Source organism: Burkholderia cepacia ATCC 25416, from assembly GCF_001411495.1.
GTDB lineage: Bacteria > Pseudomonadota > Gammaproteobacteria > Burkholderiales > Burkholderiaceae > Burkholderia > Burkholderia cepacia.
The window spans coordinates 408,053-423,248 of record NZ_CP012982.1 but is presented as its reverse complement, the minus strand read 5'-3'; the positions used below and the strand labels follow the sequence as shown (position 1 = coordinate 423,248).

At 63.3% G+C, this 15,196-nt stretch carries 17 protein-coding genes; 8 read left to right on the top strand and 9 right to left on the bottom strand.

Translation table 11 applies throughout. The annotated features are described in order from the left end of the window. Window positions 1-21: 21 nt before the first annotated feature. Window positions 22-762 (bottom strand): hypothetical protein, encoded by a 741-nt coding sequence (locus APZ15_RS42220; RefSeq protein ID WP_057056470.1) that lies wholly within the window; start codon window positions 760-762, stop codon window positions 22-24. On the opposite strand from APZ15_RS42220, the gene APZ15_RS41030 reads away from it, so the two are divergent. The 7 genes from APZ15_RS41030 to APZ15_RS39500 all read left to right on the top strand — a co-directional run bounded on the left by APZ15_RS41030 (window position 761) and on the right by APZ15_RS39500 (window position 6,216). Further along, window positions 761-1,087 (top strand): hypothetical protein, encoded by a 327-nt coding sequence (locus APZ15_RS41030; RefSeq protein ID WP_138143383.1) that lies wholly within the window; start codon window positions 761-763, stop codon window positions 1,085-1,087. The two genes, APZ15_RS42220 and APZ15_RS41030, sit on opposite strands and share 2 nt — an antisense overlap. Window positions 1,088-1,235: 148 nt before the next feature. Continuing rightward, entirely contained in the window at window positions 1,236-1,772 is a 537-nt protein-coding gene (locus APZ15_RS19290; RefSeq protein ID WP_027791172.1) for a DUF4376 domain-containing protein, read from the top strand. A gap of 7 nt (window positions 1,773-1,779) precedes the next feature. Continuing rightward, window positions 1,780-3,213 carry a hypothetical protein gene (locus tag APZ15_RS42215; RefSeq protein ID WP_226153230.1) on the top strand — a complete coding sequence of 478 codons (1,434 nt, stop codon included), beginning with the start codon at window positions 1,780-1,782 and terminating at the stop codon, window positions 3,211-3,213. A gap of 360 nt (window positions 3,214-3,573) precedes the next feature. Then, a complete protein-coding gene (locus tag APZ15_RS42210; protein WP_226153229.1) occupies window positions 3,574-3,825 on the top strand; it encodes a ubiquitination-like system serine protease family protein in 252 nt (83 codons plus the stop codon). 51 nt (window positions 3,826-3,876) lie between these two features. Next, a complete protein-coding gene (locus tag APZ15_RS19275) occupies window positions 3,877-4,446 on the top strand; it encodes a lipase family protein (RefSeq protein WP_027791175.1) in 570 nt (189 codons plus the stop codon). 116 nt (window positions 4,447-4,562) lie between these two features. Then, window positions 4,563-5,252, top strand: coding sequence for a CatB-related O-acetyltransferase (locus APZ15_RS42710; protein WP_080981998.1), 690 nt, complete (start codon window positions 4,563-4,565; stop codon window positions 5,250-5,252). 217 nt (window positions 5,253-5,469) lie between these two features. Next, on the top strand, window positions 5,470-6,216 hold the full coding sequence (locus APZ15_RS39500) for a sulfotransferase domain-containing protein (RefSeq protein ID WP_158605825.1): 747 nt from the start codon (window positions 5,470-5,472) through the stop codon (window positions 6,214-6,216). A 527-nt stretch (window positions 6,217-6,743) separates the two neighbouring features. On the opposite strand, the gene APZ15_RS19270 is transcribed toward APZ15_RS39500, so the two are convergent. From APZ15_RS19270 to APZ15_RS19245, 6 genes are all read right to left on the bottom strand, one after another. Beyond that, on the bottom strand, window positions 6,744-7,571 hold the full coding sequence (locus APZ15_RS19270; protein WP_370448762.1) for an ABC transporter permease: 828 nt from the start codon (window positions 7,569-7,571) through the stop codon (window positions 6,744-6,746). Beyond that, on the bottom strand, window positions 7,564-8,754 hold the full coding sequence (locus tag APZ15_RS19265) for an ABC transporter substrate-binding protein (RefSeq protein WP_027791177.1): 1,191 nt from the start codon (window positions 8,752-8,754) through the stop codon (window positions 7,564-7,566). The genes APZ15_RS19270 and APZ15_RS19265 overlap by 8 nt, the downstream gene beginning before the upstream one ends. A gap of 28 nt (window positions 8,755-8,782) precedes the next feature. Continuing rightward, window positions 8,783-9,547, bottom strand: a complete 765-nt coding sequence (locus APZ15_RS19260) for an ABC transporter ATP-binding protein (RefSeq protein ID WP_021162872.1) — start codon at window positions 9,545-9,547, stop codon at window positions 8,783-8,785. Beyond that, complete coding sequence (locus tag APZ15_RS19255) at window positions 9,544-10,623, bottom strand: acyl-CoA dehydrogenase family protein (RefSeq protein WP_027791178.1); 1,080 nt, start codon at window positions 10,621-10,623, stop codon at window positions 9,544-9,546. The genes APZ15_RS19260 and APZ15_RS19255 overlap by 4 nt, the downstream gene beginning before the upstream one ends. Next, window positions 10,620-11,186: a carboxymuconolactone decarboxylase family protein gene (locus APZ15_RS19250; RefSeq protein ID WP_027791179.1), complete on the bottom strand. Its 567-nt coding sequence runs from the start codon at window positions 11,184-11,186 to the stop codon at window positions 10,620-10,622. Before APZ15_RS19250 ends, APZ15_RS19255 begins: the two co-directional genes overlap by 4 nt. A gap of 91 nt (window positions 11,187-11,277) precedes the next feature. Next, a complete protein-coding gene (locus APZ15_RS19245) occupies window positions 11,278-12,258 on the bottom strand; it encodes an AraC family transcriptional regulator (RefSeq protein ID WP_226153228.1) in 981 nt (326 codons plus the stop codon). A gap of 289 nt (window positions 12,259-12,547) precedes the next feature. Here APZ15_RS19245 and APZ15_RS19240 point away from each other — a divergent pair, with 289 nt between their 5' ends. After that, a complete protein-coding gene (locus APZ15_RS19240; protein WP_027791181.1) occupies window positions 12,548-12,760 on the top strand; it encodes a hypothetical protein in 213 nt (70 codons plus the stop codon). A 76-nt stretch (window positions 12,761-12,836) separates the two neighbouring features. On the opposite strand, the gene APZ15_RS19235 is transcribed toward APZ15_RS19240, so the two are convergent. Beyond that, on the bottom strand, window positions 12,837-13,262 hold the full coding sequence (locus APZ15_RS19235) for an NUDIX hydrolase (RefSeq protein ID WP_027791182.1): 426 nt from the start codon (window positions 13,260-13,262) through the stop codon (window positions 12,837-12,839). Between the two features lie 455 nt (window positions 13,263-13,717). Then, entirely contained in the window at window positions 13,718-15,106 is a 1,389-nt protein-coding gene (locus APZ15_RS19230) for a nucleobase:cation symporter-2 family protein (RefSeq protein ID WP_027791183.1), read from the bottom strand. Between the last annotated feature and the right edge of the window lie 90 nt (window positions 15,107-15,196).

Below are 15,196 nucleotides of genomic sequence, written 5' to 3'. Positions count from 1 at the left end.
GCGTCGACAAGTCCCAACTTCTCACCGAATTCGACGTGCGTGCTGCAATCGCATTTCGTACAGACGATCAGATCGCCGCCGAAGTTGGCTTCGTCGTTGAGCGTCATGCACCTCGGTTCGCCGCCGCAAAAGGGACACGGCAGCAGTCCGTCGATCGCCCCTTCCGCCCCCCGTCTCGTTGGCAGATGCAGCTCGGATACGAACCATTTCGCCATACGCGTTTGCGTATCCCTGCATCTGGTGCGCAGTGAAGACCGCTTTGCCATCGGAACTCGTGATGACTGCCTCCGGGAGCAGGGGAAGCGTCGGCCATTCGAACGCCGCCCGCTCGTCCGCCGGCGAGGGTGCGGTAATGGGTTTGCCCAGCGCCCACAGGAACATGCAGAGGTTCGCCACGTCACGCGGATCACCTTTCCCGACGTGCTCGCGCAGCATCCGCGATAGCTCGGCAGGATCGCATTGCTCCCAGCCACTTCGGCCTTTGGTGCGGGCGTCATCAAGCTTGTCCTTCATCGTGGCCGCGAACATATCAACTGCGGCGAACTCACGGCTCCGTTCGTCGATCGGCGCTGCTGCGGGCTGCTTGACAGGGTATCCGCCAAACAGATGCGCGATGAATTCGCTCAGGATGAAGCGATCGTCAGCGTTCGGGGCGCGCGACGAATTGTTTTCGCCGACGATTTCGAACGTCTCGATTGCTGCGAGAGCGTCTTGCGCCGTGATCGGTGCGGGCTGCTCGACAGGGGATGCGGAGTTATCCATGATTTGCTCCTTCAAGCTCCGTCTCCGCCAGTTCGCAAAAAATGCCGCATTCGATCTTCGGCTCGTCGTCGTAGCGGCCTACGTCTGGCGGGAGTTCGTCCAAATGTGTCCGCTTGCCCTTGTGCCGGCATATGGACGCGCCGATCAGGCGCTCCAGCTTCGTCATGCGATCGTAGGCAGCCGGAAAGTCGACCCGGATCTTGTTCCAGTAGCCAGCGCCGCCGTTGGGGCATTGAACGTCGCTGGCACATCTGCATCTGTGTTGAATGTGACCCTGTTGATCAACGGCGCGAATACGTCCGGTGACTCGACGATTTCATCGTAGTCTCAAATGGGGTGCGCGCCGATCCTCGCCGGACAAACGGTGACTGTCACCCTGCAACCGACGACGCAATCCACTGCGCCAGGCGTGGCAATGGGGATGCACGTGCAGGCAATGTTCGTTCCGAATCCCTGATTTTTGAGGCAGTCCAATGAGCATCGGATATTACGTTTTCGCGAACGCAGCGGGGCAAATCACCGGATCCGGATCGACGGCGGATGGTACGATTCCCGAGGGAGCGATCATCTGCACCCAGAGTCAGGCCGCCAATCCGCTGGCCTGTGCCATTGCCGATAGTAGCGCCGTCGAGGCGAGCAGCGCTCAGCTTCTGGAGCAGGCCCAAGCGGGCCAGATCTCCATCGTCAATGCCGCGTATGCGGCCGCGATCATGGAGCCGGTCTCGTTCAAGACTGCTGCAGGCGCGACTGAATCGTTTCAGGCTGATCCCGGCAGCCAGTTGGTACTGATGCAAGCTACGCAGGGCTATGCGCTGGCTGGTAGTGTGCCCGCCGGTTTCTACTGGGTTGCAGTCGACAATACGCAGGTACCGTTCACGCTCTCGGATCTCAGCGAGTTGTACCAGGCGATGCTCGATCGCGGCTGGGCTGCGTTCCAGCGCAAGCAAGCCCTGAAGGCTCAAATTGCAGCGGCTACGACCGTCGCTGCCGTGCAAGAAATCTCGTGGTGATCGAGCTATGAAAAACAGTTTTTTTCGATCGTTCGGTTGCGTGCTGTTCTATCTGGCGGTTAGCGCGAATTTCGCGCTGGGTCAAAGCCTACCCGGATTCGTGACCGGTCAGCTACTGACCGCGCAACAGCTCAACAACGCCTTCTCGAATGTCTTGCCGCTCAATGGCGGCTCGCTGACCGTGCCGACGCTCATCGCTGGAAGCGCCAGCATTTCTGGCGGGACGATCACCGGTCTGTCGTCTCCGCTCCCCATCGCGTCCGGTGGCACTGGCACGGCGACCGCCACTGGGACGGGGGCCGTGGTGCTCTCGAATTCCCCGGCGATCGCGAACGGCCTGAGTGTCTCGAACGGCCGCGACGTCATCACGGTAAGCAACAATGCGAACAACGTTCTCGTGCTGGGGGGGACCGGAACGAGTAACGCAAAGTTCATCGCAACGACGTCGATGGGCGGTTTCATCGCGGCACCCGATACTACTGTGAACGACGGCGTTGCGGTGAAGTCGGACTACGTCAATACGATGGTGCTGCAGGGACTCAACTCGAGCGGCACCGCAGGCTATGACACCAACCTGACGCTGTATCGGCCGTCCAGCACAAACAATTCTTTTCTCGGCGTGACGATGTCGGCAAACCCGACAGCCGAGCAGCATCTGTGGATGGGGACTGACTATGTGAACAACCGCTATGTCTTCACGCAGACGGTGACCGGCCCAGGCGCTTATTTGCAGACCATGTTCCGCAACGGACAGGCGGATGCGTTTAGCATCGGGGCCGGGACGACTCCGCCGACAACGTTCTACGGCGGTGGCGTCGTACTCGCTGGATCGGAGGGCAATCAGATCACATGGAATCTCGGCGGCGAGACGTGGTCATGGAATCTATCGTCTGGCGGAAACTTCTATGTCCGCGAAGGGACGCACAACAAGTTTCCCCTCACAATCGTTCCGAACTCGACGGCTGCGCTCAATATCAACGCGACTTCCTCGACATTCACGGGCGGCCTCGATTCGACGGCCATCGGGCTCAACACGCCGAGCACGGGAGCATTCACGACGCTGTCGGCGTCGAGCACCGTGAGCGGACCGGGCTTCTCGAACTACCTGGCTTCGCCGCCGGCCATAGGCGCGACGACGGCGAATACTGGGCGCTTCACGACGCTCTCGTCGACCGGTACCGGCGCGATGCCGCTCTACAGCACGACCGGTACCGGCGTGAACGCTCCGCACATGGTCCAAGGCACCGTCGCGCTGGCGTCTGGCTCAGCGACGGTCACGCTCAGCGGATCGGCGGTTTTCTCGTCCGCGTCGACCTACACCTGCACCGCTAACGATACGACCGCCGCGAATGCGGTGAAGGTGAGCCAGAGTTCTGGCACGTCGATCACGTTCACGGGCACCGGCACGGATTCAGTTCAGTTTTTGTGCGCCGGTAGTTGATCCGCTTCGCGTAAGACCATGCACAGCCGCCTTCGGGCGGCTTTTCCACTTCTGGGGGATGAATGACCGACAACGTATCGGGAAACGCACGCGTCGATGAGCGGTTCCGTGCAGGAGAGAGGCGCTTTTCAAGACTTGAGAGGCGTATCGACGCGAGCGACGAGGCCGTGAGAGAGCACCTTCAAAGGCAGGACGAAAAGATCGACTCGATCGTCGCATCAGTCTCAAAAATTCAGACTAACGCGCAATCGATGATCGACACCTGGGAGGGGGGCGCACGCGTCGTGCGTGCTCTGTGCCGACTCGCATGTCGCCGGCTTCGGCCGCTGCGTCGACGTCGCTCGCTGGCGCGCCGCTGCAATGAAGCTCGAAGAGCAGAAGCACGACAACGGCACGCGGTCGATGCTGTTCGAGTGCCCGGACTGCGACATGCTACGCATCGTCTATCTCGAGGATGGCCGGCCCAACAGTCGGCCCATGTGGCAGTGGAACGGCAGCATGGATAGGCCGACGTTCGCACCGTCACTGCTGCCTCTACCCATGGGACGACAACCGGGAGGAGTGCGTCTACCATTCGTTCGTGCGAGACGGACGCATTCAATACCTCGCTGACTGCACGCATGCGCTCGCCGGCCAGACGGTAGATCTCCCGGAGATCGAGCCATGACCCCGCGCGATTATGTGCTGCTAGCGCAGGAGGCGTATTCCGCAAAGCCGGATATCGGTAACGCGGACAGCGCCTCGCGCGCGATCGTGCGGCAGACGGCCGGTGGCCTCATCGTCGCTTTCCCCGGTACCGACAACCTCGATTGCGTGGTGGCCGATCTGGATGCGCATCCGATCGACGTGATCGTCATCGGCCAGGTGCGCCATGGCTTCTGGAAGGCGTGGGGAGCGATCACCGTCGATGTGCTCGCCGCGATCGACGGTCGGCCGGTGACGCTTGTCGGGCATTCGCTCGATGCGGCGATCGCGATCATGGCCGCGGCGGCAATAGTGATCGGCGGGAATCCGCCGTCGGCCGTCTACGGATTCGAGCCGTCGCGGCTGAGCACAAACGGGAGCGTTGGGATCGTACTCGCGAAAGTGCCACTGAATCTGTACAAAAACGCGAGCGACGTCGTGCCCGAACTACCGCTCAATTGGCGTCACGCCGGCGCGATCCAGCAGATCGGGCGTCCGATGTTTCCGTTTCCCAACGTCACTGATCATGCGATCGCGGCATTGTCATGAAAGGGCTCCTGTTGATAAGGTTGCAGCCGGCGAAACATTTGCGGCGCGTCTGTAATACAATGACTATTCCGAGACCAATATGTGGTCGACTCAACGATAATAGAGAATAGCGTTCTATGTCAGATATTCAGAATGCGAAGCGGCGCGTAGCAGCTGTGTTTAATAATTGCGTGGGAAAGCATACTCGAATTGAAGTCGGGTATGCTGTTAATCTTAATGAAACAAGCCTGGAAGGTGGTGTGAAAATTGGAGCGTGGACATACTCCAATGAGGGTACGAATATAAAGCATGCCACGATAGGAAGATATTGCTCGATAGCCCCAAGAGTTACCATTTCTCCGAACAGGCACCCAACAAACTGGCTTTCCACACACCCGGCAGTCTTGTCCAGGTCTTTGCCGCAATATAACGACAACGTCAATCGTAATGTTGCGATTGGAAATGATGTTTGGATAGGAACTGGCGCAGTAATCATGGCGGGCGTAAGAATTGGAGATGGGGCGGTAGTCGGAAGTAATACGATTGTTACGCGTGATGTCAATCAGTATGAGATTGTCGTTGGAACGCCTCAACGCGTTCTTAGAAAGCGGTTTTCAGATGAAACGATCGATAAACTTTTGAGGCTGCAGTGGTGGGATTATGATATTTGCAGCATTGCTGATGCGGATGCTATAGATTTTTCGAATATTGAAAAATCTATCGATCTTCTGCAAATTCTGATTGATCAGGGGAAAATCAAAGAAATCCCGGGCGATGTTGCTATAGTATCGGTTGGAGATAAGGCAAGGTTGCACACCAGCGACTGACCGAGCATTCTCGTGCAAGTCCGTGCTGCCATAGATCCTCGATGTCGCGAGTGATATTGCAACCACACTCGATTTGGAATTTGTCAGAGAACGAGCCGTTATCGTGGAAGATTGACAACCCTCTGGAAGGTGATATTGCGACGCGGCGATGATGCGGTGGCCTATGTTAGGTGGAGTGTCCCATACACTTCGGGTAGAATCCGCACGCTCACAAAATGTGAGTTTTGACAATTATTCAAAAGCGACGGCAGGCCTCCTTATGTTGAAGTTCTTGGGCATTGGTGCACAAAAGTGTGGTACGACATGGTTGTATCACGCGTTATCCCGCCATCCTTCCGTGGCGTTTCCTGGCGGGAAGGAGGTACATTTTTGGGATGTGCATCGTGCTCGCGGCCTTGCCTGGTACTCTGACATTTTTTCCGATGCGACGCGAACCAATGGCGACATCACGCCTGCTTACAGTTTTTTGCCGCTTGATGTCATTCGTGAGGTCGGGGCGTTCGCGCCAGACCTGCGCTTGATTTATATGATTCGCGATCCTCGGGAGCGGGCTTGGTCATCGGCGCGCATGGCGCTTGCGCGTGCGGAAATGACCCACGAGGAGGCGTCAGACGAGTGGTTTATTGATCATTTCCGGTCGAGTGGCTCATTAGGGCGAGGCGACTATGAATCCTGCATTCGTAACTGGCGGTCAGTCTTTGGTGCGGAACGCTTGCTAGTTGTCCGTTACGAGAGCTTGGCGGAGGACGCTGTCGCCGTCGCCAATTGCTGCTTAGCTCATCTTGGAGTTTCAGGCGCCCGGTTCGGCGAAGAGGATCGCGCTGTTTTGCAAGAGCGGAAGTTTGAGGGTGATGGCGTTCCCTTGCGCCCCTCATTGCGTCGGATTCTCGATGCATTGTACTCAGAGCGGGTATCTTCGCTCGGTCGGTACTTGGGTGAAGATTTTTCGGCTTGGCAAAGCTGATTTTGCTCGATGGGGAGGCCGAAGGCGTGATCCTGAGGCCTGAAGACTGAGAGGAGTGGTTGACGACGTCGAACGTCGAGGCGGCGCGCTCGATGCTGCAGCTATTCACCGTTGACGAGATGGTTGTGGAGTTAGCGTTATCGAGCGTGAACAGTGAGAGCTAGACTTCCGTGGTCATGCTGGAGGTCCTATGGACACTTACGAAATCGACTGAAAGAAGGCTCCGAAGGCAGCGCGCTGGCGGGCGATGAATGCCAACGGTACCGCGGATTGGATCCCTGTACCGAACATGACCGGCAACCTGATTTCGGGTGTGGATTTTTCTGCCTTTGCACGCATGATCACTGTATGCTTTTACAGCGTTGACGAATGACAAAACCCGCATGGGGTCAGTGCTCCGAAGCCTGTCGACTGATTGTGCGTCCGGTGGAATCGCCTTCAAATCCAGTTGGGGGTGTCAGACACTCCCGGCTAGGTTCGGCTCCTGCTGCCTTCCGCCATTCAACGCATCCCCGACTCACCGGAACCTACCGATCGCCCCCCGCCATATCGCTCGACAGCCGGGCCGCGACCGCACGCGCGGCCAGATCGAGCAGGAAACCGAGCACGCCGATCACGAGGATCACGGCTGTCAGCTCCGAATACGCGAGCCGGTCGCGCGTGTCGAGAATCAGGTAGCCGAGCCCCGCGCTCACGCCGAGCATTTCCGCCGGGACCAGCACGATCCACAAGATGCCGATCGCGAGGCGCACGCCGGTGAGCACATGCGCGGCGATGCCCGGCACGTAGACATGCCAGAGCATTTCCGCGCGCGTGGCGGCAAGGCTTTCGCCAAGCTGGACCCAGCGCCGGTCGAGATGCGCGACACCCGATGCGGTGCTCATCACCAGCGGCCACACCGCGGCGAAAGCGAGCAGGAAATACACCGCGCGATCGCCGACGCCGAGCGACATCACCGCAAGCGGCATCCACGAAAGCGGCGAGATCATGCGAAGAAACTGCAGCGTCGGCGACAGCGTCCGTTCGAGCCAGCGCAGACGGCCGATCGCGAATCCCAACGGCACGCCGACCACGAGCGCCCACGCCAGCCCGACGGCGATGCGCCTGAGGCTGGTCGCCGCATGCACGAGTAGCTGATCCTCGGTGACGAGCGACGGCAGCGCTTCGAACGCACGCTGCGGCGCGAACTGCGCGGCCATCGCGTTGTGGCCCGCGAGCAGCGTGACGGCGAGCCACCACAGCGCCAAGGCGGCCGCCAGTCCCGCACCGCCCAGCACGATGCTGCGCCAATGCGCGGACGCGGGCACCGGACGCCGCGCCGCCGCCGACGTTTCCCGAGCGAGCACGCTAGACAACGATCGTCTCCTTGCGTGCATAGCCGCCATCCTGGCCGAACGCCGACAAGCCGCCCAGCGCTTCGATGCTCTTCTTCACGAACCGGTCGTCGACCAGATCGCCGGCGACCCGCTTCGGATCGAGCGACGCGAGGAACTGGCTCGCGCCTTCCACCTGGGTCGTCTTCAACCGGCGCACGAGTTCTTCCGTATAGCTCGGGTACGGATACGGCTGGAAGTCGATGCGTTTCACGCCCCAGTTCGCGTGCTGGATCGCGCGATCGCCGAGATAGCGCCCCTGATCGGCTGCTTGCGGCGCGAGCACGCGTGCGAGCAGTTGCGAAGGATGCGGCGTGTAGCGGTTCGGGCCTTCCTTCGACAGCAGCCTGGCCGCCTCTTGCGGATGGGCGCGCGTCCACAGCTGGGCGTTGACGATCGCATCGACGACTTTCTGCGACCACGCCGCGCGTTGCGTCAGGTCCTGCTCGTGCATGAAGATCACGCAGCACGCGTGGTTGCGCCAGACGTCGCCGGTGAAGCGGAGAATCTTGCCGACGTTCAACTGCTCGGCGGCCGCATTGAACGGCTCGGCGACGATATATCCGGCGATCTTTTTCGACGCCAGCGCGGGCGGCATGTCGGACGGCGCCATCACGACCAGGTTGACTTCCTTCGGCCCCGGCTGCCCCGACTGCTTGAGCACGGGTGCGAGACCCTGCGCGCGCAGCAGGTCCTGCAGCACGACGTTATGCACCGAATACCAGAACGGCACCGCAACCGTCTTGCCACCGAGGTCCGCCACGGTGTTGACGTCGGGCGCAACCGTCAGCGCAGAGCCGTTCACGTGATTCCATGCGACGACCTTGGCGGGCGCCTTGCTGCCGTAGCGCGCCCACACGGTCATCGGCGACAGCAGATGCACGACGTTGACCTGTCCCGACAGAAACGCCTCGACCAGCTGCGCCCAGCTTCGCAGCAGCGTCGGCTTCTCCGCCTGGATGCCGGCCGCGTCGAAGTAGCCGTTGTTGTGTGCGACGAGCAGCGGCGCCGCATCGGTGATCGGCAGGTAACCGATGCGCACGGGCGCATTCGGATCGGCTGCCGCGCGCGCGTCGGATGCTTTCAGCAGCGGCGCCGCGCCCGCGACGGTAAAGAGCGACGCGAGCTTCAGCCATTCGCGTCGTGACATCGGTACATTGCACATGAGGATTCCCCGCGGGTATCGGCCGGATTCAGGCGGCTGCTGAAATCGAGTTCTGCAGCGCCTGGAGAATGGAGATGCGCAGCTCGCCGAGCGAGCGCACTTGCGTGTGCCGCGGCTGCGGCAGTTCGACGGTCCAGCGTCCGACCAGCGTGCCGCGCTTGCCGAGCAGCACGATCCGATCGGCGACGAGCAGCGCTTCGTCGATATCGTGCGTGACGAGAAGCGCAGACGCGCCGGTGTTGCGCACCGCGGCAATCAGGAGCTGCTGCATGTCGGCGCGGGTCACTTCGTCGAGCGCGCCGAACGGTTCGTCGAGCAGCAGCGCGCGCGGCGCCCGCGCCAGGCAGCGCGCCAGCGCCGCGCGCTGTGCCATGCCGCCCGACAACTGCGACGGCAGCGCGTGCCGTGCATGGTCGAGCCCGACGGCGGCCAATGCGTTCGTCACGCGTTCCTTGCGGTCTGCACGTGTCAGGTGCGGTTGACGCGCGAAGGTCAGCCCGAACCCCACGTTCCGCTCGACCGTGAGCCACGGCAACAGGCACGGGTCCTGAAACGCGAGGGCGACCTCCGGGCGCGGGCCGTCGACGGGCTCGCCATCGACGCGAATCGTGCCGGATGCGGTTCGCGTCAGGCCGGCGATGGCCCGCAACAGCGACGACTTCCCGCAACCGCTCGGCCCGAGCAGCGCAACGAGTTCGCCGGGCGCAACCGACAGATCGACGCCGTTCAGCACGCTGCGCGATCCGTACCGCAACGTGACGCCGTTCGCGACGATGTGCGCGCCTTGCGTCATGCTGCCGCCGCCCGTCGATGCCGCGCGAGCTGCGATTTCAACTGCACGAGGCTCGGCGTCACGATCGGGATGAACGACGCTTCGCGCACGCGCCGCGCGCTGCCGCTCTGGCCGCGCAGATAGCCGCGCCCTCCGGTCGCTTGCACTTCGAGCGAGACCGCCTGCGAGACGGTCTCGACGAGCGCGATGCGCAGTTCGAACATCGCGGCAGGCGCGTGGAGAAAGGTGCCGTCGAGCACACCGCGCTTCAACTGCTCGGCCTGATCGGCGAGCGTCGTTTCGAGTTCGCGAATTTCCGCGCCGATCGACGCGCGCGATGGCTCGCTGGCATCCAGCGTGGCCAGCAACGCGCGCCGCGCCAGCCCGATCGACATCCCGCATTGCAAGCCGAGAAACGCCGGGCGCACGCGCGCGAGCCAGGCCGGTGCGTCGGCCGCGAGGCGGTACGATTCGTCGAGGACGGTATCGCTCACGCGCAGCGCGGCCGTATTGCTTGCGCGCAGGCCGATCAGGTCGAGATCGTCGCTGCGCTCGACGCCTCGCGCGTCGTGCGGAATCGCGAAGACGGACGGCGGCGTGCCGTCGTCGTGATCGAATGCGGCCGCGGCGATGAAGCCTTCGCGCCGCAGGTTCGTGATCCACGGCAGTCTGCCGTTCAGCACGAACGCGTTGCCGCTGCGGGCCGCATGCATCTGCAGCGGCTCGATGTCGGACAGATACTTCATCGCGTTCGAAAGACCGGTGGCGCCCGCCACTTCGCCGTCGAGCAGCGGCGTCAGCCAGCGCGCACGCAGCGCGTCGTTGTCGCTCTGCAGTACGTATTCGATGAAGGTGCGATGTCCCCACAGCACGAATGCGGCCGTCAATGAGCGTTGCGCGACGGCGGCCACCGTGTCGATCGCGTCCGCGATCGTGCCGCCCGTGCCGCCCATTGCCTCCGGCACACCGACGGCGACGGTGCGCGAGCGCACCAGCTGCGGCAGGATGTCCGCCGCCCGCGACGGGTCGACGTCGAGCGCGTCGGCATTTGCTTCGAGCCATGCGTCGAACGCATCGGAGCTCGCCGGCGCGGTCATGCTGCGCGCGCCGTCGGCTCCCAGCGATACGCTTCGAGCTGCGGATTCAGTTCGTTGCGCGCCAGGTTGTTCGCGAAGTTGCAAAGCGTCGCGAGGCTCACGCCGAGTACCACTTCAAGCGCGCCGGCATCGCTGTAGCCGGCCGCCTTGAACGCGGCGAGCGCTTCGTCGGACACGGCGCCGCGCGTCGCGATCACGTCGCGCGTGAACGTGGCGACCGCATCGAGGCGCGCGTCGGACAGCGAGCGCTGGGCGCGGACCTCGTCGACGAGCGCGGCGGGCAATTGCGCCTTCTTCAGCGCGACGGCCGTATGGCCGGCCACGCAGAAACCGCAGCCATGAACGGCGGCGGCGGTGATCTGCACGATTTCGCGCTCGGCCAGCGTGAGGCCGCTGCGTGAATTGATTTCACCGACGGTCAGGTACGTTTCGAGCGCAACCGGTGCATTGGCGAGTGAGGCTACGAGATTCGGCAGGAAGCCGTTGGCGGCTTGCGACTTCTGGAGAAACGAGCGGCTGGCTTCGGGCGCGCTTTCGACGGTTTGGAGGGGCAGGCGGCTCATGGCATCCTCGATCGGAAAGCCGTCATTGTTGGCGGCGCCGGTCGAGCCGGCAATGCGCGGCCGTCTCTGTTTCATGCGCGTTTGTCTTGCGTCAATGCACGGGTGTCGCGCCGGTGCGCTCCGGGGCGCGGCGGCAGGTGCCGGGCGGCAGGCCGGTGACGCGCTTGAATGCCTGCGCAAAGGCGGATTCCGACTGATAGCCGACATGCTCGGCCGTGCTGAGCGTGGATGCCCCCTGCCGCAGCATCTCGGCCGCGACCTTCATGCGCAGCAGCGCAAGGAACTGCGCAGGCGGCTGTCCGCATGCCTGCGCGAACTGCTTGCAGAAGCGCGCGCGGGACATGTGGCAAAACGCGGCCATCGTGTGCGTGGTCCAGTCGTCGCCGGGTTTCTCGATGATCGCGCCGACGAGCGGCGTAAATTCGGCACGCCGCATGACCGACCACAGGCCCGGCGCAAAATCGTCGCTGCTCGCGACGGCACGCAGTGCATAGAAGAACAGCGCATCCGTCAGACGATTGACGAGCGGCGACGGTGCATCCTGGGCACGCGCCGCTTCGGTGCGGATCAGGTCGAACAGCGTGCGCGCGCCTGCCAGCTTCGCGTCGTCGTGGCGCGCCAGGAGGTGATCGGGCATCAGGCCGGCGATCGCGTCGCCAAGATCGGAACGAAACTCGAAGAAACCGCATGCCAGCGCGACGTCGCCCGGGGATGACGCAGGCTCGGCAAGCGGCGTCATCGTGCCGATCCGTACCGTGTATTCGTCGTCGGACGGCGCAACCGCGTCGGGCGTCAGGCAATGCGTCATGTCGTGCATCAGGAACACCGCGTCGCCGGCGACGAGGCGCGTGCTTTGCGCGGCACGGCCGTTCCGGGTGGGCAGGTGCAACCAGCATGCGCCTTCGAGCACGAGGTGGAAGCTCGCGCGCTGATGGCCGGCCGTCGATGCGCGATAGACGCCGCAATACCGGCCCACGTGAAACAGCGTGCTGCGCAGTTCGAGTCCGGAGAGCAGCCAGTCGGCGGCCTGTTCGGCGGAGTTCGGCATGGTGGGCGAAGGCGGGGAAGCCATTGGGAAGTCGACGGCGGGTTCCGAGCTTAGCGCCGCGACGTTGCGCGGTAAAACAAGCGATCGTGGAATGCATATGGGCGTGCGGCATATGCGTTCTTCGGTGGCCGGCGTCGGCTCGGCCGAGCCGGATTGCCGATCGGCCCGCCTGGGCGGCCGCGATCGATAAAACTTGATCGGTAGAAGCACTAAAGCTTCAATGATTTTTTTCCGGGCTATAGTGGAATCACTGAAGGTAGACGCGGCGTGCTTTGCCGATACCGTTCAGGTAATGACTGTAGACGGGTGCTGCATGAAAAATAACATCGACAAGACCGCCGGGCCGATCTGGGGCGTGGCTGCAGGATTGCTTCTCGCGGCCGCAGGATTGAGTCTCGGCATATTCCCGACGTCCCTGCACGGTTCGGGTAGCGCAAACGACTTCATGGCGTCCGGTGCCGCGATGCTGGGCATCTTCCTCGTCGTCTATTCCACGCGCGAATTGCGCAGGAAGCGCATGCACTGAGCGGTCGCGCGTCGCGGGTTCACGAACAGCGACGCGAGCCGGCTGCCGGCCGGGGCATGCGCTCGTCCGTCGCGCGCTACGCCTTGCGGATTTCGTGTTGATGGACGAGTTCGACGATTCGCTTCGTCGGAATGCTTGCGCGCAATCCGTCGACGCCGTCGATCGGAAACCACTTGCATTTCTCGATCTCGTTGTTCGCTTGCGGCGTCTGGTCCGGGCCGACTTCCGCGAAGAACACGTGATGGATCTTTGCGAGCCCGGTGAACTGCATCGAATAGACGAGCGTCTGGCCGGTTATGCCGGTTTCTTCGGACAACTCGCGATGCGCGGCTTCGAGCGGCGATTCCCCGCGCTTGATCGTGCCGCCGGGAAGGGCCCAGCGCGACGCCGCGCGGGCGACGAGCAGGACTCGTTCACCGCGGTAGCAGACGACGGTCGCGCGTTCCTTGACGGGGACGGCGGGCGTCTCGGGGGTGTTGTTGGGGGCGGGAGCTCGGGGCATGTCGTGATTCTAACCAGCACAAATCGATCGGCCAAGGCGGCATGACCGGGTTTGACCTTTGATCGCCGCCGACACGGGGTCGATAACCCCGGGGCACGTCGAAAGCGCAGTTCGGCGTGCGCGTCTCGTGGCGTGTGACGTGTGGCTTGTGCCGCGCCGGACGCCCTTGCGATGGCGGGCTGGTGCCGGTTCACGACGTGGTGGCTGTCGTGCGTACGCTGCTGCAATTGTCCGATGCCGCGTTCGTACGGGAACCGGTGATGCCGGCGATAGCGGACGGGCGGTTCCAGGTGTGACGCGGCGCCGAGTGGAATCAGGGCAACGGGTGGCGCGAGCGGAATCGGCCGGTTGGCGATACGCCGATCGCGTTGCCCGCAACGAGAGCCGCGGGCGCCGGCCGGCACGACGCGCGGTGCGGCCCGTCAGGCGCACCGCGCATCGTGCGGATCATCCGCTTACTTCTTCTCCGGCAGGAACCAGTTCATTACGAGCGCGCAGATGCCGCCCGTCGCCACGCCCGATTCCAGCACGTTCTTCAGCGCGTGCGGCAGGCTGTTGAGGATGTCCGGCACCTGCGACACGCCGAGGCCGAGCGCAAGCGACACCGCGATGATCAGCAGCGCGCGGCGATCGAGCTGGACGCCCGCGAGGATGTTGATGCCCGATGCGGCCACCGCGCCGAACATCACCATCGCCGCGCCGCCGAGCACGGGTTCCGGCACGGCCTGCAGCACGCCGGCGACGACCGGGAACAGGCCGAGCACCACGAGCATCCCCGCGATCCAGATGCCGACGTGGCGGCTGGCGACGCCGGTGATCTGGATCACGCCGTTGTTCTGCGCGAACACCGAGCTCGGGAACGTGTTGAACACACCGGCCAGCAGCGAGTTCGCGCCGTTGACGAGCACGCCGCCCTTGATCCGCTGCATCCACACCGGGCCTTCGACCGGCTCGTTCGAGATCTTGCTGGTGGCCGTGACGTCGCCGATCGCTTCGAGCGACGTGACGAGGTAGATGATCAGCATCGGCACGAACAGCGACCACGAGAAGCCGATGCCGAAGTGCAGCGGCGTCGGGACCTGGAACAGCGCGGCCTGGTGCATGCCGGTGAAGTCGAGGCGGCCGAGGAATGCGGCCGCGAGATAACCGATGACGAGCGCGATGACCAGCGCGGTGCTGCGCACCCACACGATCGGCACGCGGTTCAGCAGGATGATCGTGCCGAGCACGAGGCCCGAGAGCGTCAGGTTCTCCGCGCTCGCGAAGGTGCCGTTGGCCATCGCGCCGAAGCCCCCGCCCATGCTGATGAGGCCGACCTTGATCAGCGTGAGGCCGATCAGCAGCACGACGATGCCGGTGACGAGCGGCGTGATCAGGCGCTTCACGAACGGCAGGATGCGCGACACGCCCATTTCGACGAACGACCCCGCAATCACGACGCCGAAGATCGCGGCCATCACGGTTTCGACCGGCGTGCCTTGCTTGACCATCAGGCTGCCGCCGGCGATCAGCGGGCCGACGAAGTTGAAGCTCGTGCCCTGGACGATCAGCAGGCCGGCGCCCAGCGGGCCGAAGCGCTTGCACTGGACGAAGGTGGCGATGCCGGAAATCACCAGCGACATCGACACGATGAGGGTCGTATCGCGGCTGGACACGCCGAGCGCCTGGCAGATCAGCAGGCCGGGCGTGACGATCGGCACGATGATCGCCAGCAGGTGCTGCAGCGCTGCGACGAAGGCGACCATCGGCGCCGGCCGGTCGTTCGGGCCGTAGACGAGGTCGCGGGCCGCATCTGCGGCGTCGGCGCCATGGGCGGCGGGTTGGGCGGAGGAGGCGGGTTGCATGGCGAGCGGGCCGGACAAGGTGGAAAGTGCGGCATTTTAGCCGAACGGCCTGCCGCCGCCGCCGGGGGCGCCGCAATAGCGGGAATTCGG

What these genes read in the sequence shown, in the direction of transcription:
- APZ15_RS42215 (WP_226153230.1), top strand. Translation starts at nt 1,780, where the DNA reads ATGAAAAACAGTTTTTTTCGATCGTTCGGTTGCGTGCTGTTCTATCTG.
- APZ15_RS42710 (WP_080981998.1), top strand. Translation starts at nt 4,563, where the DNA reads ATGTCAGATATTCAGAATGCGAAGCGGCGCGTAGCAGCTGTGTTTAAT.
- APZ15_RS19260 (WP_021162872.1), bottom strand. Translation starts at nt 9,547, where the DNA reads ATGACGCAAGGCGCGCACATCGTCGCGAACGGCGTCACGTTGCGGTAC.
- APZ15_RS41030 (WP_138143383.1), top strand. Translation starts at nt 761, where the DNA reads ATGATTTGCTCCTTCAAGCTCCGTCTCCGCCAGTTCGCAAAAAATGCC.
- APZ15_RS19265 (WP_027791177.1), bottom strand. Translation starts at nt 8,754, where the DNA reads ATGTGCAATGTACCGATGTCACGACGCGAATGGCTGAAGCTCGCGTCG.
- APZ15_RS42210 (WP_226153229.1), top strand. Translation starts at nt 3,574, where the DNA reads ATGAAGCTCGAAGAGCAGAAGCACGACAACGGCACGCGGTCGATGCTG.
- APZ15_RS19235 (WP_027791182.1), bottom strand. Translation starts at nt 13,262, where the DNA reads ATGCCCCGAGCTCCCGCCCCCAACAACACCCCCGAGACGCCCGCCGTC.
- APZ15_RS19230 (WP_027791183.1), bottom strand. Translation starts at nt 15,106, where the DNA reads ATGCAACCCGCCTCCTCCGCCCAACCCGCCGCCCATGGCGCCGACGCC.
- APZ15_RS19275 (WP_027791175.1), top strand. Translation starts at nt 3,877, where the DNA reads ATGACCCCGCGCGATTATGTGCTGCTAGCGCAGGAGGCGTATTCCGCA.
- APZ15_RS19245 (WP_226153228.1), bottom strand. Translation starts at nt 12,258, where the DNA reads ATGGCTTCCCCGCCTTCGCCCACCATGCCGAACTCCGCCGAACAGGCC.
- APZ15_RS19255 (WP_027791178.1), bottom strand. Translation starts at nt 10,623, where the DNA reads ATGACCGCGCCGGCGAGCTCCGATGCGTTCGACGCATGGCTCGAAGCA.
- APZ15_RS19240 (WP_027791181.1), top strand. Translation starts at nt 12,548, where the DNA reads ATGAAAAATAACATCGACAAGACCGCCGGGCCGATCTGGGGCGTGGCT.
- APZ15_RS19290 (WP_027791172.1), top strand. Translation starts at nt 1,236, where the DNA reads ATGAGCATCGGATATTACGTTTTCGCGAACGCAGCGGGGCAAATCACC.
- APZ15_RS42220 (WP_057056470.1), bottom strand. Translation starts at nt 762, where the DNA reads ATGGATAACTCCGCATCCCCTGTCGAGCAGCCCGCACCGATCACGGCG.
- APZ15_RS19250 (WP_027791179.1), bottom strand. Translation starts at nt 11,186, where the DNA reads ATGAGCCGCCTGCCCCTCCAAACCGTCGAAAGCGCGCCCGAAGCCAGC.